The organism is Mucilaginibacter sp. SMC90, from assembly GCF_022811725.1.
GTDB lineage: Bacteria > Bacteroidota > Bacteroidia > Sphingobacteriales > Sphingobacteriaceae > Mucilaginibacter.
In genome coordinates this window covers 2,752,916-2,779,915 of sequence record NZ_CP094527.1, presented here as the reverse complement: position 1 = coordinate 2,779,915, position 27,000 = coordinate 2,752,916, and the positions used below count along the sequence as shown (strand labels likewise).

The window sequence follows — 27,000 nt, the reverse complement described above, 5'->3', positions numbered from 1 at the left end:
TATCTACCGGCACCAACAAGTATGAAAGTAACTGAAGTACAGGACAAAACATCAAAAAAAGCGTTCCTGGATGTGGCCCGCATCATTTATAAAGACGATCCAAACTGGGTTTGTCCGCTTGATAATGATATCGAGGCTGTATTCAATCCCGCAAAAAACAATTTTCACCAGCATGGAAAATGTACCCGCTGGATCCTTACCGATGATAATGGCAAACTAATTGGCCGGGTTGCAGCGTTCATAAATGAAAAAAAGGCGTACAATTATGAACAGCCAACAGGCGGGATGGGCTTTTTTGAATGCATCAATAACAAAAAAGCGGCTTTCCTCTTATTTGACACGGCAAAGAGCTGGCTTAAAGAAAATGGCATGAAAGCCATGGATGGCCCCATCAACTTTGGTGAAAATGATAACTTTTGGGGCTTACTTGTTGAAGGCTTTACCCCTCCGTCATACGGCATGAACTATAACTATCCGTATTACCAGGCCTTTTTTGATGAATACGGCTTTAAAACCCAATACGCCCAGATCACCAACCACGTTGACGCCCATAAACCTTTTCCCGAACGATTTACCAAAATTGCCAACTGGGTGGCCCAAAAACCAGGTTATGATTTCAGGCATTTCGAAATAAAAAAAATAGAAAAGTTTGCAGCCGATTTTATTGAGGTTTATAACGACGGATGGAAAGACTTTGAAAATTTTGTCCCCATTACATACAGCACCATCATGGAAAGCTTTGAAAAAATGAAGCCACTGATGGACCCAAAACTGATTTGGTTTGCTTACGTTGATGATGAACCTGCATCATTCATGATCATTTTACCTGATGCCAACCAAATGCTTAAACCGCTTAACGGCAAGCTGAACCTTATTGGTAAACTTAAGTTTTTATATTACCGGTGGAAAGGGGTATCCCGCATGCGCGCCATTGTAATGGGTACTAAACCAAAGTATCAAAAACACGGCCTCGAATCGGCAATGTTTATAAAATTAAAGGAATATGTGTTGCCGCTCAAGCGTTATGATGAGCTTGAATTATCCTGGGTAGGAGATTTCAACGACAAAATGATAGCCATCCATGAAGCAGTTGGCGCTACATTTGGCAAAAAGCATTTAACAATGCGTTACATTTTTGATTAGCCCGGCCAAACCGGGCCTCAAAAATTATGCGGTTACTTTTGAATGTCGAAGTTCTTCAAATAGTTCAATTACTTTTTTCTGCAAATCGATTACTTCAGTTTCGCGGTCCATTAAACGTTTATTAACGGTTTCCAACTCGTTAACAAATTTCTGATCCTGCTCGTTATCATTAAATGTAAGCAACTGAACTACAGACATTTCAAATAAATTTGCTATCTGCTCAAGTCTTGACAAATTTATATCGGTAATCCCCGTTTCAATCTTTGAGAAAGCAGGAATTGAAATATCCAATCTCTTTGCAACATCCTCCTGGCTCCACCCTTTTTGATGACGTAATAATCTGATTTTTTTTCCGAGAGTTTTCATTTGGTTAAATTAATAGTGTAGGTTTCGCAAAAGTTAATTACTTTACAATAATATTTATTATCACGCTAATTATCAACTAATTTGCGTAAAATTTTATTTAAAAGTGTAGTTAATTGTTGCGATTGGCAAATCCTTTAAATTAAAACAAATTAATCGTTCAAAAACATACCTACAACATGGTATTTTTTACTAATAATCTGAACCGGGATCTTCACCCCATTGTAATTTAGTGCGCAAAAAAGCGCAAAAAATTCTTCTTTTTAAAATTTAAATTTCACTTTTGTACTGTAATATTTTTTATTACAGATAAATGAACGGACAATTCCAAATAGCAACCCATGTATTAACCCTGCTTTGCAAACAGCCGGGTGAACTGTTATCGTCAGATTACGTAGCTGGCAGCATGAATGTAAATCCGGTTTTAGTACGTAAAGAGATGCGCAAACTACGCGCCTGTGGCCTTATTGAAAGTAAAGAAGGTAAAACCGGCGGGTATAGCCTTGCCCTTCCACCACAAAAAATTACTCTTGCCGATGTTTACAAGGCTGTAAAACTACCACCTGCTTTGGGCCAGGCCAAAAACAAGCCCAATCCTGATTGCCCGGTCGGCAAGCAAATTGGTGCCCATCTTGACCACCTGGCTGATGATGTTGAAGCAGCTATAATCAAAAAATTAAGTACCATAACCATTTTTGATTTTGTAAATCAATTCGATTAAAAAATTTTAAAACAAACTGTAACAATTTTAATTACAATATAAAAACCAAAAAACAATGAAAATAGCATTAATTGGAGCCACAGGCTTTGTAGGAAAAGCAGTATTAGCAGAAGCCTTACAACGAGGATACGAGGTAACAGCCATAGCCCGCAATCCAAAAACGGATATTGAAAACTCCAGGCTAACACTCAAAACTGCCGACGTATATAATGTTAATGAGTTAACAGAAGCTTTGAAAGGCCATAACGCGGTAGTAAACTCATTTAATGCAGGCTGGACAAACCCCAATCTGTATAACGATTTTATAAAGGGATCTGAAGCTATACAGCAAGCAACTAAGCAAGCCGGAATAAAACGCTTATTGGTTATAGGCGGTGCAGGGAGCCTTTACATTGCGCCAGGCGTGCAATTAGTTGATAGCCCCCAATTCCCTGCCGAATGGAAAGCCGGCGCTACCGCAGCCCGCGACTACCTGAACATCATCAAAAAAGAAGAAGAGTTAGACTGGACGTTCCTGAGCCCCGCTATTAACCTGCACCCAGGTACCCGTACAGGCGTATACCGCACAGGCACAGATGAACCGGTATTTAATGACAAACACGAGCACGAAATTTCAGTTGAAGATTTAGCAGTTGCTATACTGGATGAATTGGAAAACAACCAGTTTGTGAAGAGAAGGTTTACTGTGGGGTATTAATATTTTTATGTCATTGCGAGCGATAGCGTGGCAATCGCATACTTTACAGGGCGGATATGCATAGTATGCGATTGCTTCGTCGTCCCTCCTCGCAATGACATAACTTTATTTTAGGGCTCTTACTTTATAAACTTAGCGGCAACCCATTCTTTGTCTTTCTTATGGGTGATATATTTCAGGCCATACTTCCGTGCTTCATCTGTAATGATATCCAGATCTGGCGATTCATAAAAACCACTGAAGTAGATCTCTCCATCAGCTTTTAATACTTCGGCATAGCGCTGCATCTGGTCGATAAGAATATTGCGGTTAATGTTAGCCAGAATGGTATCATATTGCTCATCAGGAATAACCTCTTTTGAACCACAAAGTGGTTTGATATTGCTTACATTATTCAGAGCCGAATTTTCGATAGTGCTTTCATAGCAAACAGGATCGTAATCAATGGCCGTGATATCATCAGCAGCTAATTTGGCGGCCATAATAGCAAGGATCCCGGTACCGCAGCCCATATCAAGCACCTTTTTACCTGCAAATTCATTTTCCAGCATCAGGCCCAGCATCATGGCCGTGGTTTGGTGGTGCCCGGTGCCAAATGCCATTTTAGGATCGATCACGATCTCGTATTCAAACTCAGGCTTAGGTTCATGAAAAGTTGCCCTTACATAGATCTTATTGCCTATTTCTATCGGTTCAAAGTTGCTTTCCCATACCTCGTTCCAGTTTTTTTGAGGGATAAGGGTTACCTCGTAACTAAAAGTGAACAGGGATTTATAAGGTAATAACTGCTCATCAAGCGCCTGCTGGTCAAAAATATCTTCGGGGATATAAGCCTTAAAACCAAGCTCAAGCTCTTCAAAAGTATCAAAACCTATCTCGCCCAAAGCATTTATCAGCAGGTCCTGCTGATAATCTTCGGTAGTGATGGTTGTAAAAAATAGTTCGTAATAATTCATTTTGTTTTTTTGTCATTAACACTCTACACAAAACCAGCTAATAAGAGAGCGGGGTTAACCTGCAACTTCAGGCTCAACCTGCCCGCTATCGGCACCTGCTCTTTTCCTGTCGAGCAAATACAGCACAACGAAGTTAACAAGCCAGTAAACAGCCTGTATTTCGGTCATGTACCACCAAAAACTAAGCAAGGGGCTGTATCCTTCTTCGGGTAGCCATATAATGTAACTGAGGGCTCCGCCAAATAATATACAAACCAGGGCAATGCAGGCTCCGGCAATAAAACGGGCCAGGGCACCTTTATGTTTAACCCAATTCCAAAGCGGTGTAATGATCAGGTATTGCGTGAGAATACCATCGGCAAGCAGCAAGCCCCAAAAAAGACTGAAGTAAGCCATAAGGCTATACAAATTCCCGTTACCAATTTCGCCAATACGCATGGGATGATCGGGCATGTTGATATACACCACTGCCCAAAAAATGCCAAAGTCGATCAAAACCGGTAAAAGAACTTTTAAAAGCTTCATGCTTCTGTTAGATTGAGACGTGAGATATGAGATTTGAGAGTTTATTTTTTAATAAACAGCGCAAACCTCATTTCTGTTTGAAATTAAGTTTGAGCATTGTCTCAGATCTCATATCTAAAATCTCATAACTAATATTAATTAAACGTTTTAACGATATCAGTGAAATCGCGTGATTTTAGCGAAGCACCGCCGATAAGACCGCCATCAATATCAGCCTGCGCAAACAGCTCGGCAGCATTGCTTGGGTTGCAGCTGCCACCGTATAAAATAGTAGTAGCATCAGCAACTTCCTGGCTGTATTTGGCAGCAATTTCTTTACGGATAAACTCGTGGATCTCCTGTGCCTGTGCAGAGGTAGCAGTTACACCGGTACCGATAGCCCAAACTGGTTCATAAGCAATAACTAATTTAGCAAATTGCTCAGCATCAAGATGAAATACACCTTCAAGCAGTTGAGTTTTAATCACATCAAAATGTGTATTAGCTTCACGCTCCTGCAAAGTTTCGCCAATACAGAAAATAGGGCGAAGATCATTCTTTAAAGCGGTATCTGTTTTTTTGGCAAGCAAAGCATTGGTTTCGCCAAAATACTGACGGCGCTCTGAGTGACCAAGGATCACATAAGCAGCACCTGTAGATTTGATCATTTTAGCAGAGATCTCGCCTGTGTAAGCGCCTTTTTCTTCCTGGTGGGCATTTTGTGCGCCAACGGCAATTTTGCTATAACCTTTTGATAGTTGTACCAGGCTGTGGATGTGAATAAATGGACTGCAGATCACTGCTTCCTGCGTGCCGGTAGCCTCATCTTTAACCATGTTGATGATCTCTGAAAATAAAGCTAAACCTTCATTGTAATCAAGGTTCATTTTCCAGTTTCCGGCAACGATTTTCTTTCTCATGATTTTATTATTTTAGTGGGTGGTTGATTAGTTGATTAAGTGAATGGTTAGTTGGATTTATCAAATGGTATATTCGTTGTCAACTACTCACCCAATCAACCCAATAAACCACTCACCAAATTAAAACGTCCTGTACTCTTCTGTCAGCTTAAATATGGTTGTTAGTATATTTTGTTCAGTTTCGTCAAAATCACGATGATCCCGGCGGTCAAACACTTTCTGTGCGGTTTCAAACATTTTATTGATCAAATAAACGTCAAAACCTTGTGCTCCTCCCCATGAAAAATCGGGGACAAAGTTACTTGGAAAACCGGCACCAAAAACATTGGCCCCTACACCTACTACGGTACCCGTATTAAACATGGTATTGATACCGCTTTTAGCATGATCGGCCATGATCAAACCGCAAAACTGGAGTCCTGTTTTACGCAAGCGTTGCGTGCTGTAATCCCAAAGTTTCACCTCAGCATAGTTATTCTTCAGATTGGAATTGTTTGTATCAGCGCCGATATTACACCATTCGCCTAAAACCGAATTACCGAGGTACCCCTCGTGCCCTTTAGACGAATATCCCCATATTACCGAGTTATTTATTTCGCCTCCAACCCTGCAATATGGGCCTATTGTTGTAGCACCATAAATTTTGGTACCCATTTTTACCTGCGAATGTTCGCAAATAGCAAACGGCCCGCGGATATGGGTACCTTCCCAAACTTCGGTATTAGCCGAAAGATAAATAGGACCGTTAGTGGTGTTAAATGTAGAGCACTCGGCAACAGCCCCTTCTTCAGCAAAAAAATCGCCGCCAATAACAATATTAGTTGAACTGATGACTGCACTGGTGCGCCCTTTGGTAAGCAGCTGAAAATCCTTGCGAAGTTCAATATCATTCTTCCTGAAAATATCTTCAGGATATTTGATCGATACAAAAAGGTTAGGATAACTTATAACATCATCAAAATCAGCATCAGCGTTAAAGCCCAAGGCATCCGTAGCTTTAAGTTTAACGGCTATTAACTGGTCGTTGTATTTAAGCGCCTGCCCTGTTTGCAGTTTATTGATTGCTTCAACCAGGTTTTCATCGGGGCATATGGCACCATTAATAAAAACGTTATCGGCCTCAATACTTACCGGGAACTTTATTTTTAAGTAATCAAGCGTATGAAAGGAGCAAGCCTGGTTTAAATGCTTAGCCCATTTTTCGGCAATGGTGAATATACCGATGCGAAGATCGGCTACAGGCCTGGTAAAGGTAAGCGGCAGCAGCGACTGATGTGCGTTATCGTCAAAAAGGATAATTGCCATGGCGCAAAAATAAAAAAAGTCCCGACTGCAAAGCCGGGACTTGTAAATATTGTTTAAACAAAAATTACTTCTTGTTGTAACGTGAACGGAATTTGTCAATACGACCTGCAGTATCAACCAGTTTCATTTTACCGGTGTAGAACGGGTGCGAAGTATGAGAAATCTCTAATTTAACCAATGGATATTCGTTACCATCTTCCCATTTAACGGTTTCGCGGGTATCGATGCAAGATTTAGTGATAAAAGAGTAGTCGTTTGACATATCTTTAAATACAACTAACCTATAGTTTGATGGATGCAGATCTTTTTTCATTATATTATATAAACTTACCTTCTGTACTTTACTTAAAAGAGGTGCAAATGTAATAATAAAAGTGTAATTCGGAATAGCAAATTAAAAATAGTTCATTATTGTTTATGGATAATAGTTCATGGTTCATAGCCAGGTGAAAACAATATTTGAAGGAATTGACTATAAACATGTTAGATAAATACGCCTGCGGGCATTGCGCGCTTGGCCGGTACCGCTACTATCTAACACAAGCAATATATTAAATAAATAATTTGCTAAAATCATCCTTATAAATTGCCATAAACTCTTCAAACGAATTTGCTACAACTTCATAACTACTACCACAAATAGTGTAAACCTCATTTTTGTCACTATTATCATCATATAACCTGATAGCAAATACCATTAGGTGTATTGAATATTCTGCAAATACAAAACAGTTTTGATGTTGTGGTAATATATCCACTATTTTGCGATAGTCTGGTACCCCGCCATAATCACTAACTTCTTCTTTTACGCTTTTAAATTCGGAGAATTTGTAAAACACAAACATATCCTCATTATAGGCATCAATCTCTTCGTCTGTTAATTTCAGATAAGCAAGTAAATCATCTGGAATAATCAATTTATTTCGGAACTGAAACAGGCTGAGCTCGTCTTCCAGGGTCAACTCTTTGCGTTTAGTTTTTTCCGGATAATCGTTGCCCTGACAAAGTTCTATCAAAACACCATTAGCACTCTTAGGGTGTACAAAGCATACCAATTTATTATCGGCCCCACGTTTAGGTTTATCGTTAAGTAATACAAAGCCTTCAGCCTTCAAACGATCCATTTCAGCCTCAATATCATCAACATCAAAAGCTATATGATGAATCCCCTCTCCCCTTTTTGATATAAACTTAGCTATAGCACTATCATCATTAAGTGCCTGGAGCAGTTCTATTTTATTGGGTCCGCTTTGCAGAAAAGCAGTTTCAACCGCTTCGCTTTCTACAATTTCGGTTTTATATACCGGCGTGTTCAGCAATTTGGAATAAATTTCACCTGCTAATTTAACATTGTTAACCGCTATGCCAATGTGCTCCACTTTGTTCATGTCCAAATATTGTAAATTAATGGTCAGCTTTGATTAATTGCGAAGTATTTTAGCTGAATTTAGATAAAAACTTGCGTATCTTTGTTTTGTTAATATATTTCAAAAGGACTATGAATATCCCAATTTATTTAGATAACAATGCAACTACACCGATGGACCCAAGGGTACTGGAGGCTATGTTACCATATTTTAACGAAAAATTTGGTAATGCAGCAAGCCGTAACCATGCGTTTGGCTGGGTTGCAGAGGAGGCGGTTGATTACGCACGCGAACAGGTTGCCAAACTGATCGGCGCATCTGAAAAAGAGATCATCTTTACCTCTGGTGCTACAGAATCAGATAACCTTGCTATTAAAGGGGTATTTGAAATGTACAAAGACAAAGGTAACCACATCATAACCGCAGTTACAGAGCATAAAGCTGTGCTTGATGCCTGCAAACACGTTGAGAAACTGGGTGGTAAGGTAACTTACCTTGCTGTTAAAGAAGATGGACTTGTTGATTTAGCCGAGCTTGAAGCAGCAATGACCCCTGAAACTATCCTGGTATCTATCATGTATGGTAACAATGAAATTGGTGTTATACAACCAGTTAAAGAAATTGCTGCCATTGCCCACAAACACGGTGCTTTGTTCATGACAGATGCCACCCAGGCAGTTGGTAAAATCCCTGTTGACGTTAACGCTGATGGTATTGACTTATTGGCCTTATCAGCACATAAAATATATGGTCCTAAAGGCGTTGGCGCATTATACGTACGCCGTAAAGGCCCAAGGGTTAAAGTTACTGCCCAAATGGACGGTGGCGGTCACGAGCGTGGTATGCGTTCTGGTACCCTTAACGTACCTGGTATTGTTGGTTTAGGTAAAGCCTGCGAACTTTGCGCCCAGGAAATGGAAAGCGAAGCAAAACGCCTTTCGGGTTTACGCGATAAACTGCAATCAGCTTTAACTGTATTGGAAGAAAGCTATATAAACGGTAATGTAGAACATCGTTTACCACATGTAGCTAATATTTCATTCAAATATGTTGAAGGCGAAGGTTTGATGATGGCGATGAAAGATCTGGCTGTATCATCAGGTTCGGCTTGTACTTCTGCTTCATTGGAGCCGTCATATGTATTGAAAAGCTTAGGCCTGTCTGACGACCTGGCACACTCTTCTATCCGTTTTGGCTTAGGCCGCTTTACTACCGAAGAGGAAGTTGATTACGCTGTTGAAGTAACCAAGAAAGCGGTTACCCACCTGCGTGATCTTTCACCACTATGGGAAATGTTTAAAGAAGGTATCGACCTTAACTCAATTGAGTGGGCAGAACATTAATTTAATTTCGGATTTGGGATTTTCGATTTCGGATCCCCATTTTCGATTTGACATATAAGAGTCTTGCAAAAGACTCAGAACTTATAACTTACTACTTAGAACTTTAAAAAAATGGCATATTCAGATAAAGTAATCGATCACTACACTAACCCCCGCAATGTGGGCACTTTGGATAAAAGCAGCCACAAAGTAGGTACCGGTTTAGTTGGTGCACCTGAGTGCGGCGACGTAATGCGCCTGCAGATCCAGGTTGATGATAACAATGTTATCACCGATGCAAAATTTAAAACATTCGGTTGCGGTTCGGCAATCGCTTCTTCATCATTGGCTACAGAGTGGCTTAAAGGCAAAAGCATTGACGATGCTATGAAAATAGACAACATGGATATCGTTGAAGAGCTTGCACTTCCACCGGTAAAAATTCACTGCTCGGTATTAGCCGAAGACGCTATCAAAGCAGCGATCAATGATTTCCGCGTTAAAAATGGCTTAGCGCCAATTGAAAGCGAAAAAGTACACCACTAAGAAAGAATTTTAGATGCAGGAGCCAGGAAAGTAAGACATCCCTTCTGTATCTTAAATTTCAATAGTGTAGTGCGCAAGAGACGGGTAAAAATCTTGACTCTTGAATCTAATAATCTTGACTCTTTAAAAAAATGGTAACTGTAACTGATAAAGCAAAAAGCAAAATAGAACACCTGATGCAGGATGCAGGGCTTGATGCCTCTTATTTTCTGCGTGTATCTGTTCAGGGCGGTGGTTGCTCTGGCTTATCATACAATCTTGATTTTGATAACGAAGAGAAAAAAGGCGATCAGTTTTTTGAAGACCAGGGCGTGCGTATGGCCCTCGACATGAAATCATTCCTGTACCTTGCCGGTACTGAGCTTGATTTTTCTGACGGCCTTAACGGTAAGGGCTTCAATTTCCACAACCCTAACGCCAGCCGTACCTGCGGTTGCGGCGAAAGTTTTTCGGTATAAATATTCAACCTTAAAATATAAAAAGAGGCGCGATGAGCGCCTCTTTTTGTTTTATTAAAACTGCAATGCTGCCGCGGGCTTCCAGACCGTGGCTAATCATCGCTTCAGCTTTCAGCCGAACAACCTAAAACATATCCTCCGGTTTAATCCCCTCAGGCATCCCCTGTTCCACACTCCAATGCTCAGCTATCTTATCGTTAGCCACCCTAAATATCTCGTACAATGCAAACCATTTTCCTGATCTGTTAAACTGCGATTGAACTGCAACAAAATCTCCTTCGGCTATAATCCTGTGAATTTTAACAGCTCGCTCAGGCTGGTCAAGGTAGCCTGCCAATCCCACACCTGATGCTGCTACAGAAGCATCATGCTCAATGTAAGCAGCATCAATAAACTGATTAGTAGATTGTTTGTTTAAGATTGCTTTGTAAAACTGGTCAACAATCAATTTGCTATTTTCTGCAGAAATATGATGATCAATTTCAGCAGTACCATTAGTTGATGTTGTCTCTTTCTCGCTTTCATCGGGCAGAGATTGTATAGCATCCCAATGCTCGGTCAACATACCATCCTTCAACTTAAACAGATCGATCACAGCCATACGCTTGCCCATAAATTGAATATCAAGGTGGGTTACTACCAAGTCGCCTTCCTGTATCGCCCTGATGATCGGCGATTTGGCACCTTCGGGTGGTGGTGGCAAAGTTTTCAGGTAATTGATCATTTCGGTTATACCTGCCCTCCCCTGTTTAACGGTAGGGTTATGTTGCTTATAGCCTTCAACTATAAATTCGGGAATCAGCTCGGCTTTACGTTGCCCAACTATTTGTTTATAAAAAGACAGTACTTTTTGCTTATTCGTTATGGTATCCATATAGGTATGCGATTTTGCGTTATGGGCAGCACATATAAAAATGCAGCATATGCCCAAAGTAAACACTTGAGTAATTTTCATTACCGGTTAAATAAGATTAAAAATTTCAGACAATACTCAACACTACCGCAGATAGCAGCGTGTTACCAAACCTGCAGCAACAGGCCGGGCCTTCAGGCGACCCTTGTTTTATATGTGGAGATAGTAATTATGAAGTGAAGATAGACAAAGTTTAGCAAAAAAGAAAAATGTCATTGCGAAGCGTGGCAATCGCACGCTATACAGAGCGGTTATACTTCGTGCGATTGCTTCGTTCCTCGCAATGACATGTGGTTGGATTTTATCAAAACACCTTGATCACCTGCCCGGTGATAGCGCCAAATACACTTTTAACATACGCATTGACAACCTTATCCATAGCTACTGGTTCGTGACCTGGAAAGTACTCAAAATAGCCGGGAGAATCCTCTACTACACCGGGACTGATAGCGTTGATCCTTACCCCCTTTTCAAGCTCGATAGATGCGGCCAGCACAAAAGCGTTTAAGCCGCCGTTGATAGTACCAAGGTTAGCTCCATTGATCACCGGGTCTTCAGATAGGATCCCCGATGTAAGTGTGAATGATCCTTTAGCATTAATAAAATGCTGCCCAATAAGTACCAGGTTTACCTGCCCCAGCAGCTTGCTTTCAATACCTTTTTTGAAATCGGCAGGTGTTGTGCTGGTTAACGGGCCAAAATGGCCCGAGCCGGTTGTGCTCACTAATGCATCAAATCCACCAACCTTTTCATAAAATCTTTCAATTGATTCGGGAGCAGTAATATCTAATTGAAAATCACCGCTTTTTGAGCCGGCAGTAATGATGTCGTGCTTACCTTGAAATGCTTCGGTAACCTTTTTGCCAATAGTGCCCGAAGCGCCAATGATAATTATTTTCATAGTCTGTGTTTTTTTGTACAATTTAATAAGTGTTAATATAAATCGGCATCAATAAAGTTATCGCGTCAGCATTATTACAAATCGGTGTTGAGGCAATTAATATATTTGCCGCTATAAACCTTTCATGAAACGGATTATTATTTCAATTTGTTTAATTACGCTATTCCAAAGTTTATTCGGACAAACTAAAATGCGCACTGCCGAAGAATTAACAAGCGATACCACTGCATGGCCGCTATTGCAACAGGAAATTGCAGGGGCGAAGAACAAAGTAGAAATACTGAAAACAATAGCAGGTAAAAACAAAGAAGCCATTTACCAAACACAGGTGACCACGCATTCATACATGGGTGCTGTTGTTTACTTTACCGGGGGATTGTTGATAGACGATGGTTGGATAAGAATATTAGGTTCGGGCAATCCAAAGCTAAATCGAAGCCTCCCCGGATGGAATAAAGGTAAATCATTTAAAGAATTTGGAGAAAAACCCAACTTTTTGCTGATAGCAGATGATGTAGTTGGCGGATTTTTTGCAATTAATGGCGGCGAATTTGGGCAGGACCTCGGGCAGATCTATTATTTAGCTCCAGAGAGCCTCAAATGGGAAGCCTTGAATATTACATATCTGCAATTTCTTAACTTTTGTTTTGCAGGTGATATTAATAAGTTTTATGAGGATTTAAGATGGAAAGGCTGGCGGGAAGAGATCAGAAAACTATCACCAGACCAGGTGTTCAGCTTTTATCCATTCCTTTGGACAGCTGAAGGAAAGGATATCAATAAAGTATCAAGAAAAATTGTTCCTGTACAAGAGCAATACGATTTTTCAATAGATAGCATGAAACAACTTAAACAATAATCAACATTGGTTTTTGTTACTAAATACTATAAGTTTGCTTACAATATCCAATTATATAAATGAGTAAAAATACCGAACTTTCAACTGTTCCGAGTTTCATTAGAAATACCGTTGCCAACATCCATCCCTTAGAGCATACTTTTCTGCTTCATAAAGTTAAAGATACCTGGGTTGAGATCAGCTACGGTGAGGCATTAGAGAAAATTGATGCTATCTCGGCCTGGTTCCTGCACATCGGTATCAGGAAAGGCGACAGGCTTTCGCTTATTATCGAAAACGGCCCGAATTACGTTTATTACGATCAGGCCCTGCAACAGATTGGCGCGGTTAATACCTCTATATATCCAACCCTTACCGAAAACGAGATAGAATATATCCTCAACGACTCTGGCGCGCGCACTATTATCTGCGGCAACCCGTTCCTGTTCAGGAAAGTTTTAAAGGTGGCCAACAGCTGCCCGGAACTGATCCGCCTGATCCCAGCGTTCGATGATTTTGAAAAATTCAGCGATAAAGTAAGCATAAATGCAGGTGTGATTGGTTTTGACCAGGTAATTGACGAAGGCCGCAAACTGATTGATCAATATCGCCATGCCATTAACGCAGCACGTGAAGCCATATTAACAACTGATACTTCGTGCCTTATTTATACTTCGGGCACTACAGGTGTACCCAAAGGCGTGGTTTTAACACACCACAATTTAACACAAAATGCAATCAACAGCTTAATCCAAATTCCGTTTGTTGAAAAAACAGACAGGTTTTTGTCATTCCTACCGTTATCGCATGTTTTTGAGCGCACAATTTATCACATAGCCATTTACCGGGGCTCGCAGATTGCCTTCGCCCAAAGTCTTGAATTGCTGGCCAAGAATATGGCCGAGGTTAAACCTACCATACTTTGCTGTGTACCACGGTTGCTTGAACGTATCCATGACAGGGCTATCAAAAGCGGCACATCAGCAGGTGGCCTTAAAACCAAGATCTTTCTTTGGGCATTTGAAGTTGGCAAAAAAGTACGCCTGGCACAGGAAGCCGGTAAATCGCCTAATGTTATACTGAAAGCGCAGCATGGTATTGCCGAAAAACTGGTATTCAGCAAGATCAAAGAAAAAACCGGCGGGCAATTAAAGTTCATGGTATCCGGTGGTGGTGCATTGCCTAAAAACATCGGTGAATTTTTTGGCGACCTTGGTATCGTGATATTAGAAGGTTTTGGCTTAACCGAAACTTCGCCGGTTATGGCAGTCACAGAACGCCACAGGGTAATATATGGTACCGTAGGGCGCATTATACCAGGTATCGAAGTGGCTATCCAAAACGTGGATACCAAACATATTTACAGCATCCAAACCCACGATAATTTTAAAGAAGATACGCTTACTGAAGAGGGCGAGATCATCGTTCGCGGGCATTGTGTAATGAAGGGTTATTGGAACAAGCCCGAGGAAACTGCTACTGTTATTGATTCGCACGGCTGGTTCCATACCGGTGATATCGGCAGGTTTTTCCGTGGTAACCTCCAGATTACCGACAGGCTCAAAAACATGCTGGTTAACGCTTACGGTAAAAACATTTATCCTACCCCGGTAGAGAACACTTACCTTAAAAGTCCTAAAATTGAGCAGGTATTTTTAGTGGGCGATAAACGCGAATACATTGCTGCCATTATTGTTCCGGCCCGCGAAACATTGCAGGAAACTTTTAACCTTCAAAATGATTTCTTTGAGCGCCCTGAAGTATTCATTGATGATAAAGAAATTGTTGATTGGATAGGTGCTGATATCCGTAAATACAGTAACGAGCTGGCCAAGTTTGAACGGATCAAATCATTCAAAGTAAAACGTAACCCTTTCAGTATGGATGATGGCGAGATCACCCCTACCATGAAAGCCAAACGCAAAGTTATCGAAAAGAAATACGCCGCCGATATTGACGAGCTGTATGCTGGTGAAGCGGATGAAGATTAATTTTAGGGATTACACCGATTAATTTTGATTTCACCGATTTGAGAATCTTAGATTATTTTTGATTAATAACCTTAATGCCGTAGACTCAAATTTACGGCATTTTTGTATCTATCAATTCAAAGTTCAATCAAAAATCGGTGTAATCATCAAAAAACAATCGGTGTAATCCCAATAAAATACTAAATTTGTTAGCATGAAGCGATCTGGCAGTGCTGACCTACCTTTACATTATGGCTATGTACCGCAGTGGCTTGCCGAGCGAATGGCTAAGCTTGGCCTTGCCGTGGTGGAAACCATAGTTATGGATTATGGTAAGGATGAAGTGCTTCGCCGGTTAAGCGATCCTTTCTGGTTTCAGAGCTTGGGTGCGGTTATGGGGATGGACTGGCATTCGTCGGGCATAACAACTTCTGTAATGGGTGCATTAAAGAAATCCATTAACCCGCACAGCCGCGAATTAGGGATTTACATTTGCGGAGGCAAAGGCAAACACTCCAAACAAACCCCGGCCGAGCTTTTAAAGGTAAGCGAAACCACCGGATTGGACGGTAACTACCTGGTAAAATGCAGTAAGCTGAGTGCTAAGGTAGATAATACAGCCATTCAGGATGGCTTTCAGCTTTATACCCATAATTTCATTTTAAGCGACACCGGCAAATGGGCTGTGGTACAGCAAGGCATGAGCGATGCCAGTGGTACTGCACGCCGTTACCATTGGCATTCAGAACAGCTTAGCTCGTTTGTTGATGATCCGCATACTTTTATTTACGGAAAAAATAGCGGCTACATCCTGAACATGACAGATAAAGAAGCCGGCAGTTCACGCAATGGCGTTATGCAGATTGCCGGAGAAAATCCAGGGATTATGATCAATGAGATAAGCAAGCTGGTGATGCCTAATCATCATGAAGTACATGCCAAAGATGTAGACCTTAAACGACTTGGCGCTGTACTTTGGCTGGCACACGAAAAACAACCTAAAGATTTTGAGGATCTGTTATTATTGCAAGGCTTAGGCCCGCGCACATTACAATCCCTGGCCCTGGTAAGTGAAGTAATTCATGGAACCCCGTCCCGGTTTAAGGACCCCGCAAGGTTTTCCTTTGCGCATGGCGGGAAAGATGGCGCTCCATTTCCGGTGCCAACAAAAGTTTATGACGAAACCTTAAATACGCTGCAAACGGCCATACATAAAGCAAAAATGGGTAATGCCGATAAAAATGAAGCTATCAAACGACTATCGCAGATAGCCCAAAACGCTGAAAAGGATTTTACACCTAATGCCAATTTTGACAAAGTAGTTGAAAAGGAACGCAACGATTCGTGGAAATATGGTGGCCGCACAGTTTTCGGGAAAGCAAAACCACCTGTTGAGCAGCAATTAAAGCTATTTTAAAACAGTACTGATGAACTTTGCAGTGTCCAGGTGAGCCTGTAACCCAGGTAAAGCTTTATTAGCAAACTCGGCAAGGGATGCATTTTTATTATCTTTCGCTACGGTTTTATACAATGCTATCTGGTCTGTATGGTCATCGATAACCATCTGTATATACGCCCTGTCAAATGCTCCTGCTTTTTTTATATCAAGGTCATTGATCATTTGCTGATGAACCGGGCTTATCGCAACCGAATCGGCAACAAGGTTATCCGCTTTGAGTTTCTTGAAATCATCAGCCAGCATAGTATGATCATCAATCATAAGCTTGGCAAATTGAATAACCCGTTGATTTTTTGAATTTGCTATAGCCAAACCCGAGGCCTTTACCGACGCAAGGGTTGATTCTTCGCCACTTTTAAGAAACAGTAAACCGTTATCATCTACCTGTGCTTTATTATAGTTATTAGCTTGCCGGTTACTTTGGCAGGCCTGTAACATCAACAAAAGAAACATAGAAAATAAAACGCTTGTTGCTCGGCTCATGCTAATAGTTTAATGTTCTAATTTAACAAAAATTAGCGACAATAGTTTTCGCTTCCATAAACACCCCAATTTCAAATTACTTAGCCGGCTGATCAATATCATTATTAAGCACTAATAAAGCAATAGCTCAATTGTTATGTTAAACATACAATTGAGGTGTAAAACCCACACTTGCATCCGTAGTTATTTTTGCTTAGATTTAAAACAACCGCCGCAGCAAACACGTTTTGCTAAATTTAAGATTTAGTACTGCCCTGCTTAAATCAACTTAAAATCCTGATTTACAAAAATTTACATTAAATTAAACGCATCGAATTTTCTGCCATTTACAATATTTTGTAAATATTTTCTTACAAACAAACAAAAGGGCATCAATGTTGAGGCTATTTAAATGAACAAACTAAACGAAACCTTTGCACTATGTTAAACGCCGAAAAAATCACATGTTATTGCTTTAATAAAGATTGTGCTGCCTCAATATATAATGATACCACCTGTTTATCAATACAAGTCCCCCTTGAAGTAGCATTGTCACGTACATTAAATTGTATTGAATGCGGTGCAGAACTACTATCTCCGTTGCTAATTGAAATAAAAAAAGACATTCTCAATCTTATTAAAGACGATCAACGCCATTCGGTTGCTATTATTGATGATGATATCATTTTTCATGAAACAGTTAAGATCATATTGAAAGATAACTGGTTGAATGCCAGTTTTTATATGAACCCCGAACCTGTGTATAACGCATTGTACACCAACCGTAATAAACATGCAGAAATCCCTAATATTATTTTCCTTGATCTGGATATGCCGTTAATGGATGGCTGGGAATTTTTAGATTTGTTCAATAATCTCCATCGTTCGCTGGTAAAACCTGTATCTATTTATATTATTTCAAACTCCGTCGATCCTGCCGATCAGAAACGGATCAAAGCATATCCTTTTGTTAAAAGCTTTATTTCCAAACCATTAACAAGGCACTTTTTGGGTAAGATAAATGAAGAGGTTTCAAGGAATGCAGCTGGTCTTGAATTAAAACCTGCATCTAACTGGTAAGCATCAAACATCAATTCATATGCAAAAGGGAACTTCGGGTTCCCTTTTGTGTTTTCAACAAATCAAAAAAGCCAGGGCTAAGCTTTACCTTTGCAAAATGGACTATTTTAAAAAACTGCTCGGCTTATTACAAACAGAGCAGGATGAAGACCGCCGGGCTTACCTCAAATTAACAGAAACCTCTTCAACTGCCGAACGCAGGGCAGCAGGGCTTACATGGTACCCAATAGCCATAAAAGGCACTGAAATAGGCAGGGGCGATTACCTCTCTGTAGAAATTGAACGTCCTTCACATCAGGACCTTAGTCACCAGTTCAGGTTTGGGGCTTCGGCAGCTTTGTTTTCAAACCATGACCCTAAAACCGATCGTATAAACGGCACGGTATCATACCAGGGCGGTAACAGGTTAAAATTAACTTTAAATACAGATGAGCTCCCCGACTGGAGCAGGAACGGAAAGCTTGGCATTGATTTGCTGTTTGATGATAACAGCTATGATGAGATGCAGAAAGCACTCAAAATTGCGGCTAAGCTTGTTGATGATAATAAAGAAGGCCATCTTACCCGCGTGTTAATTGGGCAAAGTGCGCCAGGTTTTGTTTCCGAAACAGTTCATTACCCGCTTCAGGGCCTGAATACATCACAGCAGCAGGCGGTAAAAAAAATAATTGAAGCACAGGAACTGGCCATAGTGCACGGGCCTCCGGGCACTGGCAAAACAACTACTCTTGTACAGGCTATCAAAGCGCTCATAAAACAAAACAAACAACAGGTTTTGGTAGTAGCACCGAGTAACACAGCAGTAGATCTTTTAAGTGAAAAGCTGAGCACCGAAGGCTTAAATGTACTTCGCATCGGTAATCCTGCAAGGGTATCTGAAAAGCTGATGTCCTTAACTTTAGATAGCAGGATAAGCGCCCACGCCGATACTAAAGAGATCAAAAAGCTTAAAAAGCAGGCTTCAGAATACAAGAACATGGCGCATAAATACAAGCGCAATTTTGGTAAAGCCGAGCGCGACCAGCGCAAAGCGCTTTTTGATGCAGCCCATCAGCTTATCAAAGAGGTTGACAAAACCGAGCAGTTTATTGCCCAGGACCTGATCAGCAAAGCACAGATCATTACAGCTACACTTGTAGGGGCTAATCATTATACTATCCGCGATGTAAAATTTCACACAGTAGTTATTGACGAAGCCGGGCAGGCTCTTGAACCGGCCTGCTGGATCCCGATATCAAAAGCAAAAAAAGTGATCCTTGCCGGCGATCATTTACAGCTCCCTCCTACTATAAAATCCCAGCAGGCTGCAAAAGATGGCCTGAGCACCACATTGCTCGAAAAATGTACCGCTTTGTATCCTGAAGCTGTCACCTTACTTGAAGAACAATACCGTATGAATGAAGCTATTATGGGTTTCTCTTCAAAAGAGTTTTATGACAACAGGCTAAAAGCTCATGAATCGGTAGCTAACCAGTTATTGTTTCAGGGAGATATCCCGCTTAGTTTTGTGGATACTGCAGGTTGTGGTTTTGATGAAAAACAGGAAGGTACAAGTACAGCCAATCCCGAAGAGGCGGCATTCCTGTTTAAACACCTTCACAAATTGGTTAATGAACTTACCGGACATTATCCGGCAGAAAATTTCCCAACTATTGCAGTTATTTCCCCATACAAAGAACAGATCAGAATTTTAAATCAATTGCTCGTGGATTCGCCGGAGTTGCTGATCTACGCCGATAAAATTGCAATAAATACGATTGATAGTTTCCAGGGGCAGGAACGTGATGTAGTTTACATTAGCTTAACCCGCAGTAATACCCGGGGCGAAATTGGTTTCCTGAATGATATCCGGCGCATGAACGTAGCCATGACCCGCGCCCGTAAAAAGTTGGTAATGATTGGTGACAGTTCAACCCTGGCATCTTCGGCTTTTTATGCAGATATGATCAGTTATGCCGAGCAGCTAAATGGCTATCAAAGTGCCTGGGATTATGCAGGATATGATTAAACGTCAATTATTTGTTACATTGGTTTTAATACTGTTACGGCTTAGGATAATGACTAAATTTATCTTTTAGCCTTATAACCACCGCTGTATGAATTTTAAACAAAAGTACCTGACCAAACTTATTGCCTTTATAAGCCTCATTATTTTTACAGGACACACCGATAACGTATTGGGCCAAACCAGTGCTGATGACCCGCATTTGGGTATCATCCCTGCCCCTGCTTCAATAACCAGAAACAGCGGAGTATTTACCTTCGGCCCGCTTACATCAATCAAAGCGGATAATCCAAAAGACAAAGCAGTTATATGGTTGAAAGATTACCTTCAGGCCAACCGACACCTTAACATTAAAATAGCCAAATACAACTCAAAACTTAAGGCAGCAAAAAGCAGGGGCCTTATCCTAACGGCAAAAGGATCTGATAAATTACCAAAGGAAGGTTATAAATTAACTATTACGCCGCGTAATATTGTTATAGTTGGCAAGGATGCAGGCTTGTTTTATGGTATTCAAACCTTACTGCAGCTTTTCCCGGTTGAAAACGCCAGGGCGTACAAATTACCGTGCGCGGTAATAGAAGATTCGCCGCGCTTTGGATACAGGGGTATGATGCTGGATGTATCGCGTCATTTCTTTACTGTTGCGGAGGTGAAAAAAGTTATCGAGCTTATCGCATCCTACAAGCTTAATACCTTTCACTGGCATTTGGTTGATGGACAGGGATGGCGTATTGAGATCAAAAAATACCCGAAGCTAACCCAGGTAGGTGCTTTCCGCCAGCAAACCATGTTCGGCAGCAACCGCGACTGGCCCGATTCGCTCAGTTACGGAGGCTTTTATACCCAGGAGCAGATTAAAGACGTTGTGAAATTTGCTGCCGACCGTTATATCAATGTCATCCCCGAAATTGAAATGCCTGCCCATTCTGAAGCTGCGCTACGCGCTTATCCCGAATTTAAATGTGACACCGTAGCCGGTCAGAAAGCCCCGCGTGATATCAACAACCTGTACTGCCCTACCGAACAAACTTTTACCTTTTTGGAGGATGTACTTACCGAAGTAATGACGCTTTTCCCAAGCAAATACATCCACATAGGCGGCGATGAGGCCGGTAAAGAACCCTGGAAACAATCGGCTTTTTGCCAGGCTTTGATGAAGGAAAAAGGCCTGAAAGATGAAAAGGAACTGCAAAGCTATTTTATCCAAAGGATAGAAAAATTTATCAACTCCAAAGGGCGCAGTATTATTGGCTGGGATGAGATATTGGAAGGAGGCCTTGCCCCTAACGCCACGGTAATGAGCTGGCAGGGCGAAGAAGGCGGCATTAACGCTGCACGTCAAAAACATAACGTGATCATGACGCCGCAAACTACCGGTAATTACTTTGATCATTACCAAAGCAGCTCACCGCAGGAGCCGGTATCATTTGGCCGTTACGCCACTTTAGAGGAAACCTATAACTATGACCCGGTTTCAAAACAATTGACTCCTGATGAGCAGAAATACGTAATCGGCACCCAGGGCAATCTGTGGACAGAGTATGTGCCAACCGTAGCAAAATTACAATACCAGATCATGCCGAGGGTATTCGCCCTGTCGGAAGTGGCCTGGACACAACCTGCAAATAAAAACTACACCAATTTTTCTGAAGTAAGGCTGGCCAAACATTTTGCAAGGCTCGATGCCATGAACTACAACTACCGCGTACCAACAGCGTTAACTACTATTGATACCATGGTTGTAGGGCCGAAGTTTGTTTACACGCTGAAATCAGTTGTGCCAGGCGCTAAGATCTACTATACGCTTAACGGCCGCGATCCGCTGGATACCGACCTGGAATATGATGGGCCGATAACTTTCTCCATCCCCCAAAACGAAAAGCGGGAATTAAGGACGAGAGTGATCACCCCTTCGGGCCGCAGGAGTATTGCAACCCGAACTTTAATGTATAATAAGGCACCTATTCCGGCCGTAAATTATACTGCCAATAAACAGGGCCTTAAATACAAATGGACAAAAAGCACGTTTACCTCCCCCGATCAGCTTAGCTATGTTACCGCACAGGATTCATCAACTATCAATAAACCGGATGCTGAAGCCCTGAAAAAAGACAACCCCAATTTTGGCGTTGTTTATGACGGTTACGTGAATGTTTTAGCCGAGGGTACTTATAACTTTACCCTTGCAAATTATGCCGCCAGCCAGTTATTTATTGATGGTGTGCAATTAACAGAAGCTGAATACGCGCTGCCGCTGGCAAAAGGTTTTCATCAAATAAAGGTAAAGTATATATACAACGCGCCGCCACCGCCAACCGGCAGGTACAGACAGCGTATAGCACCGCTTAAAGTATATATTACTGCACCCGGTAGTTTTGAAAAGAAAGAGCTCAACGCAGCCGATCTTTATTATTAATACATGGAATTAGGTATAAGCACCTTTGGTGAGGTACATCCCGATGGTAAAAGCGGCAATGCCGTAAACGCCCACAAACGGGTGCAGGAATTATTGGAAGAAGTAAAACTGGCCGACGAGGTTGGCCTGGATGTTTTTGCCTTCGGCGAGCACCACAGGCCCGATTTTGTGATCTCTGCACCCGAGATCTTGATCTCGGCAGCTGCTGCTATAACCAAAAATATCCGCTTATCCAGTTCGGTTACCGTATTAAGCTCAACCGATCCTGTGCGTACATTTCAAAACTTCGCTACTGCCGATCTGGTATCCGGCGGTCGTGTTGAAATGATAGCCGGTCGTGGCTCTTTCATTGAATCGTTCCCGCTTTTTGGTTTCGATCTGAATGATTACGATGCGTTGTTCACCGAAAAGCTTGAAATGTTTTTGCAGATCAACAAGCAGGAAATTGTTTCATGGAAAGGTAACTTCAGGGCACCGATCAGGAACCAGGGCGTTTACCCTCGTCCGCTGCAACAGGAAATCCCGGTTTGGATTGGCGTTGGCGGTACCCCAGCCTCGGCAAAAAGAGCTGGTGCGCTTAACCTGCCCATGATCATTGCCATATTAGGCAGCGCACCAAAACATTTCGTTCCGTTTGTTGAACTTTACCGTGAATCGGCCGCCAAAGCCGGGCATGATGTTAGCAAGCTGCAGCTGGCCATCAGTTCGCAGTTTTATGTGGCCGAAAACTCGCAGCAAGCTGCTGACGAATTTTACCCAAGCTATGAGGCCCTCATGACCCGTGTTGGCCGCGACAGGGGCTGGTCGCCCATGACACGGGAGCAATTTGAATACCTCCGCGATTTCGGGCCATTGGTTGTAGGTGACCCGCAGCAGGCTATCGATAAAATCATGAAGCAATATGAGCTATTTGGCAACACCCGTTTTATAGCGCAGTTGGTGACCGGTTTCACCGCACATAATGACATTTTAAAAGCGATCGAAATTTATGGTACAAAGGTAGCTCCTGTTGTACGTAAAGAAACCAAGGCAAAAGCTTAAGCTTTTGCCTTGGTTAAAAATTCTTCGATAATAGCTACAGCGGGATAATTTCCGTTTTCACGTACTTCAGCAATCTCACCTATATAATCGCCATGCCCGGCAGGCAAAATACAAAGCTGTACATCAGGAAGCGTGCGGTATAATTGAAGAGTATGCTCAGGTCTGATCACATCTTTATCCCCCGCTATAACTAATGCGGGCATGGTTATGGAACGGATGGCATCATCATCCCAGTCTTGAAAGGCCACCATCCGGTCGCGGTCCCGGTTATGCATTATTTCTAACGCAGCCTGGTCGTTGTTTATAGCGAGAAATGCTTCCTGCAAAGGTTTGGGCATATTATCAAGGCTGGCATTCGGCATAAAATCCCAAAACCAGGGGTCGAAGCCATCGCGCTTGTAAAAAGAAGAAGCGATCACTATTTTATGAACCAGTTCCGGGTGCCGGATAGCTACCTGCATGGCCGTATTACCACCATTGCTAAAACCCATAATATCAGCGTGTTTAATACCAAGACTTTTCAGCAGGGCAGCAACATCGTCGGCATCCTGTTCAAAAGAGGTAGGTACACCCCTATCAGGAGTACGGCCATGGGCCTGGAGATCTACCCCTATTACCTTGTGGTTTTTCGCAAAGGCTGATAATACCCTACCAAACGTAACGTCAATATCCGAACCGCCGCCGTGAATCAATACCAGCGGGAAACCCTCCCCGTGAATTTCGTAATACATTTTGAGGCCGTTAACTTCGGCATAGCTGCCGGCACCTTTTGTTTGTGTCATATCTATAGGTTTAATATATCAAATATACCTATAGATATGGTCGCTTCAAGGCGTGAAAGTGACAATCAGGGGATCCAAAAATGCCAAAGCGATTTTAAAATACGATGGACTCCAAAGGTAAAATGACACCTCTATGCCGTCATGCTGAACTTGTTCAGTATCCCACAGGACAGGCCGGTGATTTATTCAGCATATGGCTTAGCATTGAGGTGTTGAAACAAGTTACCCATGCATAATTAAAAAAGACTGTCATCCTAAGGTACGAAGGATTTTCTGCAACAAGTATGGCCGCTATATATGGCAAGGAAGATGCTTTGTACCTACCCATGACATTTTTTTATTTTTCATGCATATCACTCACTCTTTAACAGCCATTGCCGTAACTGCCTGTAAGTACCAGGCGGCGTGGGGCAGCCACTGCTCTGTCCAGCGCCATTCGTTGCCATCGTCTTTCATTTTAAAGTCGATACCGCTGCCATCCGGGTTTTCTTTTTTACCGGTGATGCCGTTAGAGATACCACCTTTACCCGACCCGTGGCCGAAGTTTGAACTCATATAGGGCACGTTATTTTTGCCGTACTGGTACATAAAACACATTTGGTAAGGATTGCATCCCAGGATCCAGGCTATTTGGTGCGATGCATATTCGGCCAGCTCTTTTTTCACGCCCCAGCCGCTCTTTTCAGGATACACCAGTCGCCCCCCAATTAACGCAGCCGTAGCCAGCGAACCCAGGCGGGCATTTTCTCCCTGCCACCACCAGCCGGTTTCATTTTCATGCGGGATAAAGAAGCCATCTTTTATCTCACCCCTGAATTTAAATGACTGCCGGGCATAACCAAACGGGTTTTCCACATTCTCCGTTACCTTCAGGTTATAATCCAAGGCTTTTTTTATGGTTGATAGCGCGGCACCTCTTTCATCGGCATCTTTTTCTTTATCCAGGTAACGGCATAAAGCTACCACAGGCAGCCCTGCATCTGCCGCATGCCAGAAAGGCCTGTCGCCATCATCTGCAATAAAATAACCTGCCGGGCTCATTCGCTTATTCAGGTGGCTGGCTCGCTTACGGGCTTCATCACGATAAAGAGCGCTGTCTGTAGCTATCCACAATTCGGTTGCAGCCATCAGTGCACAATAATCATCAATGATATTTTCCTTACCATCATCATCGTACTTAGTATTGTTAGCCAACAAATGAGCAAAGCCCCGCTTAGCAGCTGCAAGGTATTCGGCAGATTTAAAATCGCCGTCCTTTTTTAATTGTGAGATCCTCGCCAGCGAAGCTATGGCCATCCCTCCACCTTCACGAAAAGCCGCCTGGTATTCATTTGTAGTAACACTGTTTGCTTTTAGCCCAACTACACGGCGGGCTTTAGGATCTTTATTAAAATAGCTGAATACGATCATGTAAAAATAATCGTCTTTCGACAGAGCCCGCATCATGTAATCGGCTCCCCACAGGGCTTCATTCACCATGCCATTATAAACATTCAGTTTGTTTAACAAACCCGGCGCGGTTTGTATCGTATTGATCATTGACCATGTTACCAGAGGTATTTGCTGAGGCGATACAAAATTGGCGTAAGCTAAATGCGAAAAGTATTTGCTTACATCGCCGGAGGCATCGCACCAACCGCCGCGCAGATCAACAGTTTTGTCGCTGCCATAAAGCTGAACAGCGGCATCGGCCTGCAACTCGGTTGGCGTATTGGCCCGCTGCCTGTTATAATAGCTCAATACCGACGGAATGGTAGTTACTGCGAGCGCATTTTCCTTAATCTCAAACCAATCGGATTGAGAATGAAAATCTTTGGTACCAATATAAACCCTGTATTTTCCTTCCGTTTTGAATCCGGAAAAGTCGGCCTGGTAAAAATATCCGCCCTTGTCCCATTCATTAATCTTTAACGGGCCTTTTAATGGAGCGATATGTACAGCATTCCCATTTGAATTTTGTAACGAAAAAAGTATCCCCTTAACAAGTTTAGCATCGCAACGCACAACAACAGTTTTTGCCCCCCGCACATCATAACCCACCTGATTCATATAAAAAACAGGTTCGGCTTTGCAAAGGCAGCAAAACAAAACGAAGAAAACGGAAAGGATAAGCTGGCAGCGGTTAAACAGGTTCATGTAAATAGAGGTTTATTGATGGCGCAATTTACAGCATTTACAAACCGGCAGTTAATGATCTCTGTTAAAAAGCATTGGCCATTGCCCCTAATTCACCACTACAATGTATTTAAACAGCTCTGGCTGCTTATTGAGCCTATTAAAAACAAACTAATAATACCAACCGCTTTACTCATTTATTTAATTAACTTTGAAAAGTTACAAAAATTGGCCGCTGCAACAGGCTGATAATTACAACGCATTATACCAGGAGATTTTACAAGCTCCTAAACCCGATAACCGAAGCCCTTGTATCCACACTATACGAGGGCTTTTGCTTTTAAAAAACGATTATGGACGAAAGAAATTATTTGATGACATGGCAAAAGTACATGCCTGTAATACGCCTGCACTTAAAAAGAAGCCTGCAGGAAGAACAGCAGTTTAAGCTAAATATAACTGATTTTGAAGCAGCAGGCAGCAGAGGCAAATCCGGTTATACATTTAGCATCAACATGGAAAACGGCAAGGTTACCAACAACATCAGCGGATCGGCAGTGGCCCGCGACCTATACGAGCTCCTTAAAGCCGACAGCGCGATCAAAGAGCTTTTAAAAGATAAGAATGTAAAGATGAGCGTTGGCAAATCGTTTGTTCTGAGCATTAAAACCACACATTTATCCTCCTACAGATAATACTATCCGTATGTGATT

Annotated in this window: 26 protein-coding genes; 14 read left to right on the top strand and 12 right to left on the bottom strand. The window is 42.0% G+C overall.

Features of this window, described 5'->3' with window-relative positions:
* Window positions 1-21 precede the first annotated feature (21 nt).
* Window positions 22-1,143, top strand: a complete 1,122-nt coding sequence (locus MTO98_RS11990; RefSeq protein ID WP_243486889.1) for a GNAT family N-acetyltransferase — start codon at window positions 22-24, stop codon at window positions 1,141-1,143.
* Window positions 1,144-1,167: 24 nt separating this feature from the next.
* Here MTO98_RS11990 and MTO98_RS11985 read toward each other — a convergent pair whose 3' ends face one another.
* Complete coding sequence (locus MTO98_RS11985; protein WP_243486888.1) at window positions 1,168-1,509, bottom strand: helix-turn-helix domain-containing protein; 342 nt, start codon at window positions 1,507-1,509, stop codon at window positions 1,168-1,170.
* A gap of 310 nt (window positions 1,510-1,819) precedes the next feature.
* On the opposite strand from MTO98_RS11985, the gene MTO98_RS11980 reads away from it, so the two are divergent.
* Entirely contained in the window at window positions 1,820-2,227 is a 408-nt protein-coding gene (locus MTO98_RS11980) for an Rrf2 family transcriptional regulator (protein ID WP_243486887.1), read from the top strand.
* Between the two features lie 55 nt (window positions 2,228-2,282).
* Window positions 2,283-2,924 (top strand): NAD(P)-dependent oxidoreductase, encoded by a 642-nt coding sequence (locus tag MTO98_RS11975; RefSeq protein WP_243486886.1) that lies wholly within the window; start codon window positions 2,283-2,285, stop codon window positions 2,922-2,924.
* Window positions 2,925-3,043: 119 nt separating this feature from the next.
* On the opposite strand, the gene prmA is transcribed toward MTO98_RS11975, so the two are convergent.
* From prmA to mce, 6 genes are all read right to left on the bottom strand, one after another.
* Entirely contained in the window at window positions 3,044-3,880 is an 837-nt protein-coding gene (gene prmA, locus MTO98_RS11970) for a 50S ribosomal protein L11 methyltransferase (protein ID WP_243486885.1), read from the bottom strand.
* A 54-nt stretch (window positions 3,881-3,934) separates the two neighbouring features.
* Window positions 3,935-4,405 (bottom strand): hypothetical protein, encoded by a 471-nt coding sequence (locus MTO98_RS11965; RefSeq protein WP_243486884.1) that lies wholly within the window; start codon window positions 4,403-4,405, stop codon window positions 3,935-3,937.
* Window positions 4,406-4,539: 134 nt separating this feature from the next.
* Window positions 4,540-5,304 (bottom strand): triose-phosphate isomerase, encoded by a 765-nt coding sequence (tpiA, locus tag MTO98_RS11960; protein WP_243486883.1) that lies wholly within the window; start codon window positions 5,302-5,304, stop codon window positions 4,540-4,542.
* Between the two features lie 120 nt (window positions 5,305-5,424).
* Complete coding sequence (locus MTO98_RS11955) at window positions 5,425-6,609, bottom strand: GlmU family protein (RefSeq protein ID WP_243486882.1); 1,185 nt, start codon at window positions 6,607-6,609, stop codon at window positions 5,425-5,427.
* Between the two features lie 64 nt (window positions 6,610-6,673).
* The gene (locus MTO98_RS11950) at window positions 6,674-6,922 is read right to left on the bottom strand and encodes a type B 50S ribosomal protein L31 (RefSeq protein ID WP_090524811.1); all 249 of its coding nucleotides are present in this window, start codon (window positions 6,920-6,922) and stop codon (window positions 6,674-6,676) included.
* Between the two features lie 238 nt (window positions 6,923-7,160).
* Window positions 7,161-7,997, bottom strand: a complete 837-nt coding sequence (gene mce / locus MTO98_RS11945) for a methylmalonyl-CoA epimerase (RefSeq protein WP_243486881.1) — start codon at window positions 7,995-7,997, stop codon at window positions 7,161-7,163.
* Between the two features lie 110 nt (window positions 7,998-8,107).
* Here mce and MTO98_RS11940 point away from each other — a divergent pair, with 110 nt between their 5' ends.
* The 3 genes from MTO98_RS11940 to MTO98_RS11930 all read left to right on the top strand — a co-directional run bounded on the left by MTO98_RS11940 (window position 8,108) and on the right by MTO98_RS11930 (window position 10,302).
* Entirely contained in the window at window positions 8,108-9,319 is a 1,212-nt protein-coding gene (locus MTO98_RS11940) for an IscS subfamily cysteine desulfurase (RefSeq protein WP_243486880.1), read from the top strand.
* A 111-nt stretch (window positions 9,320-9,430) separates the two neighbouring features.
* Entirely contained in the window at window positions 9,431-9,844 is a 414-nt protein-coding gene (gene iscU, locus MTO98_RS11935; protein WP_076378185.1) for a Fe-S cluster assembly scaffold IscU, read from the top strand.
* Between the two features lie 131 nt (window positions 9,845-9,975).
* Window positions 9,976-10,302, top strand: coding sequence for an iron-sulfur cluster assembly accessory protein (locus MTO98_RS11930; RefSeq protein WP_090526181.1), 327 nt, complete (start codon window positions 9,976-9,978; stop codon window positions 10,300-10,302).
* A 124-nt stretch (window positions 10,303-10,426) separates the two neighbouring features.
* Here the strand turns inward: MTO98_RS11930 and MTO98_RS11925 are convergent, their stop codons facing one another.
* Window positions 10,427-11,257, bottom strand: a complete 831-nt coding sequence (locus MTO98_RS11925) for a nuclear transport factor 2 family protein (RefSeq protein ID WP_243486879.1) — start codon at window positions 11,255-11,257, stop codon at window positions 10,427-10,429.
* A gap of 262 nt (window positions 11,258-11,519) precedes the next feature.
* On the bottom strand, window positions 11,520-12,116 hold the full coding sequence (locus MTO98_RS11920) for a short chain dehydrogenase (RefSeq protein WP_243486878.1): 597 nt from the start codon (window positions 12,114-12,116) through the stop codon (window positions 11,520-11,522).
* 124 nt (window positions 12,117-12,240) lie between these two features.
* Here MTO98_RS11920 and MTO98_RS11915 point away from each other — a divergent pair, with 124 nt between their 5' ends.
* The 3 genes from MTO98_RS11915 to MTO98_RS11905 all read left to right on the top strand — a co-directional run bounded on the left by MTO98_RS11915 (window position 12,241) and on the right by MTO98_RS11905 (window position 16,341).
* Window positions 12,241-12,975: a DUF2625 domain-containing protein gene (locus MTO98_RS11915; protein ID WP_243486877.1), complete on the top strand. Its 735-nt coding sequence runs from the start codon at window positions 12,241-12,243 to the stop codon at window positions 12,973-12,975.
* A gap of 59 nt (window positions 12,976-13,034) precedes the next feature.
* On the top strand, window positions 13,035-14,945 hold the full coding sequence (locus MTO98_RS11910) for a long-chain fatty acid--CoA ligase (protein ID WP_243486876.1): 1,911 nt from the start codon (window positions 13,035-13,037) through the stop codon (window positions 14,943-14,945).
* A gap of 193 nt (window positions 14,946-15,138) precedes the next feature.
* Window positions 15,139-16,341: a DUF763 domain-containing protein gene (locus MTO98_RS11905; RefSeq protein WP_243486875.1), complete on the top strand. Its 1,203-nt coding sequence runs from the start codon at window positions 15,139-15,141 to the stop codon at window positions 16,339-16,341.
* On the opposite strand, the gene MTO98_RS11900 is transcribed toward MTO98_RS11905, so the two are convergent.
* On the bottom strand, window positions 16,333-16,866 hold the full coding sequence (locus tag MTO98_RS11900; RefSeq protein ID WP_243486874.1) for a DUF4142 domain-containing protein: 534 nt from the start codon (window positions 16,864-16,866) through the stop codon (window positions 16,333-16,335). The two genes, MTO98_RS11905 and MTO98_RS11900, sit on opposite strands and share 9 nt — an antisense overlap.
* A gap of 420 nt (window positions 16,867-17,286) precedes the next feature.
* On the opposite strand from MTO98_RS11900, the gene MTO98_RS11895 reads away from it, so the two are divergent.
* The 4 genes from MTO98_RS11895 to MTO98_RS11880 all read left to right on the top strand — a co-directional run bounded on the left by MTO98_RS11895 (window position 17,287) and on the right by MTO98_RS11880 (window position 23,390).
* Window positions 17,287-17,925, top strand: a complete 639-nt coding sequence (locus tag MTO98_RS11895; RefSeq protein WP_243486873.1) for a two-component system response regulator — start codon at window positions 17,287-17,289, stop codon at window positions 17,923-17,925.
* Window positions 17,926-18,022: 97 nt separating this feature from the next.
* Window positions 18,023-19,933, top strand: a complete 1,911-nt coding sequence (locus MTO98_RS11890; RefSeq protein ID WP_243486872.1) for an AAA domain-containing protein — start codon at window positions 18,023-18,025, stop codon at window positions 19,931-19,933.
* An 88-nt stretch (window positions 19,934-20,021) separates the two neighbouring features.
* Window positions 20,022-22,349 (top strand): family 20 glycosylhydrolase, encoded by a 2,328-nt coding sequence (locus tag MTO98_RS11885; protein ID WP_243486871.1) that lies wholly within the window; start codon window positions 20,022-20,024, stop codon window positions 22,347-22,349.
* Between the two features lie 3 nt (window positions 22,350-22,352).
* Window positions 22,353-23,390 (top strand): Atu2307/SP_0267 family LLM class monooxygenase, encoded by a 1,038-nt coding sequence (locus tag MTO98_RS11880; protein ID WP_243486870.1) that lies wholly within the window; start codon window positions 22,353-22,355, stop codon window positions 23,388-23,390.
* On the opposite strand, the gene MTO98_RS11875 is transcribed toward MTO98_RS11880, so the two are convergent.
* On the bottom strand, window positions 23,387-24,172 hold the full coding sequence (locus MTO98_RS11875; RefSeq protein ID WP_243486869.1) for an alpha/beta fold hydrolase: 786 nt from the start codon (window positions 24,170-24,172) through the stop codon (window positions 23,387-23,389). The two genes, MTO98_RS11880 and MTO98_RS11875, sit on opposite strands and share 4 nt — an antisense overlap.
* A gap of 357 nt (window positions 24,173-24,529) precedes the next feature.
* Window positions 24,530-26,308, bottom strand: coding sequence for a glycoside hydrolase family 9 protein (locus tag MTO98_RS11870; RefSeq protein ID WP_243486868.1), 1,779 nt, complete (start codon window positions 26,306-26,308; stop codon window positions 24,530-24,532).
* Between the two features lie 332 nt (window positions 26,309-26,640).
* On the opposite strand from MTO98_RS11870, the gene MTO98_RS11865 reads away from it, so the two are divergent.
* Window positions 26,641-26,982, top strand: coding sequence for a hypothetical protein (locus MTO98_RS11865; protein WP_243486867.1), 342 nt, complete (start codon window positions 26,641-26,643; stop codon window positions 26,980-26,982).
* Window positions 26,983-27,000: the final 18 nt, after the last annotated feature.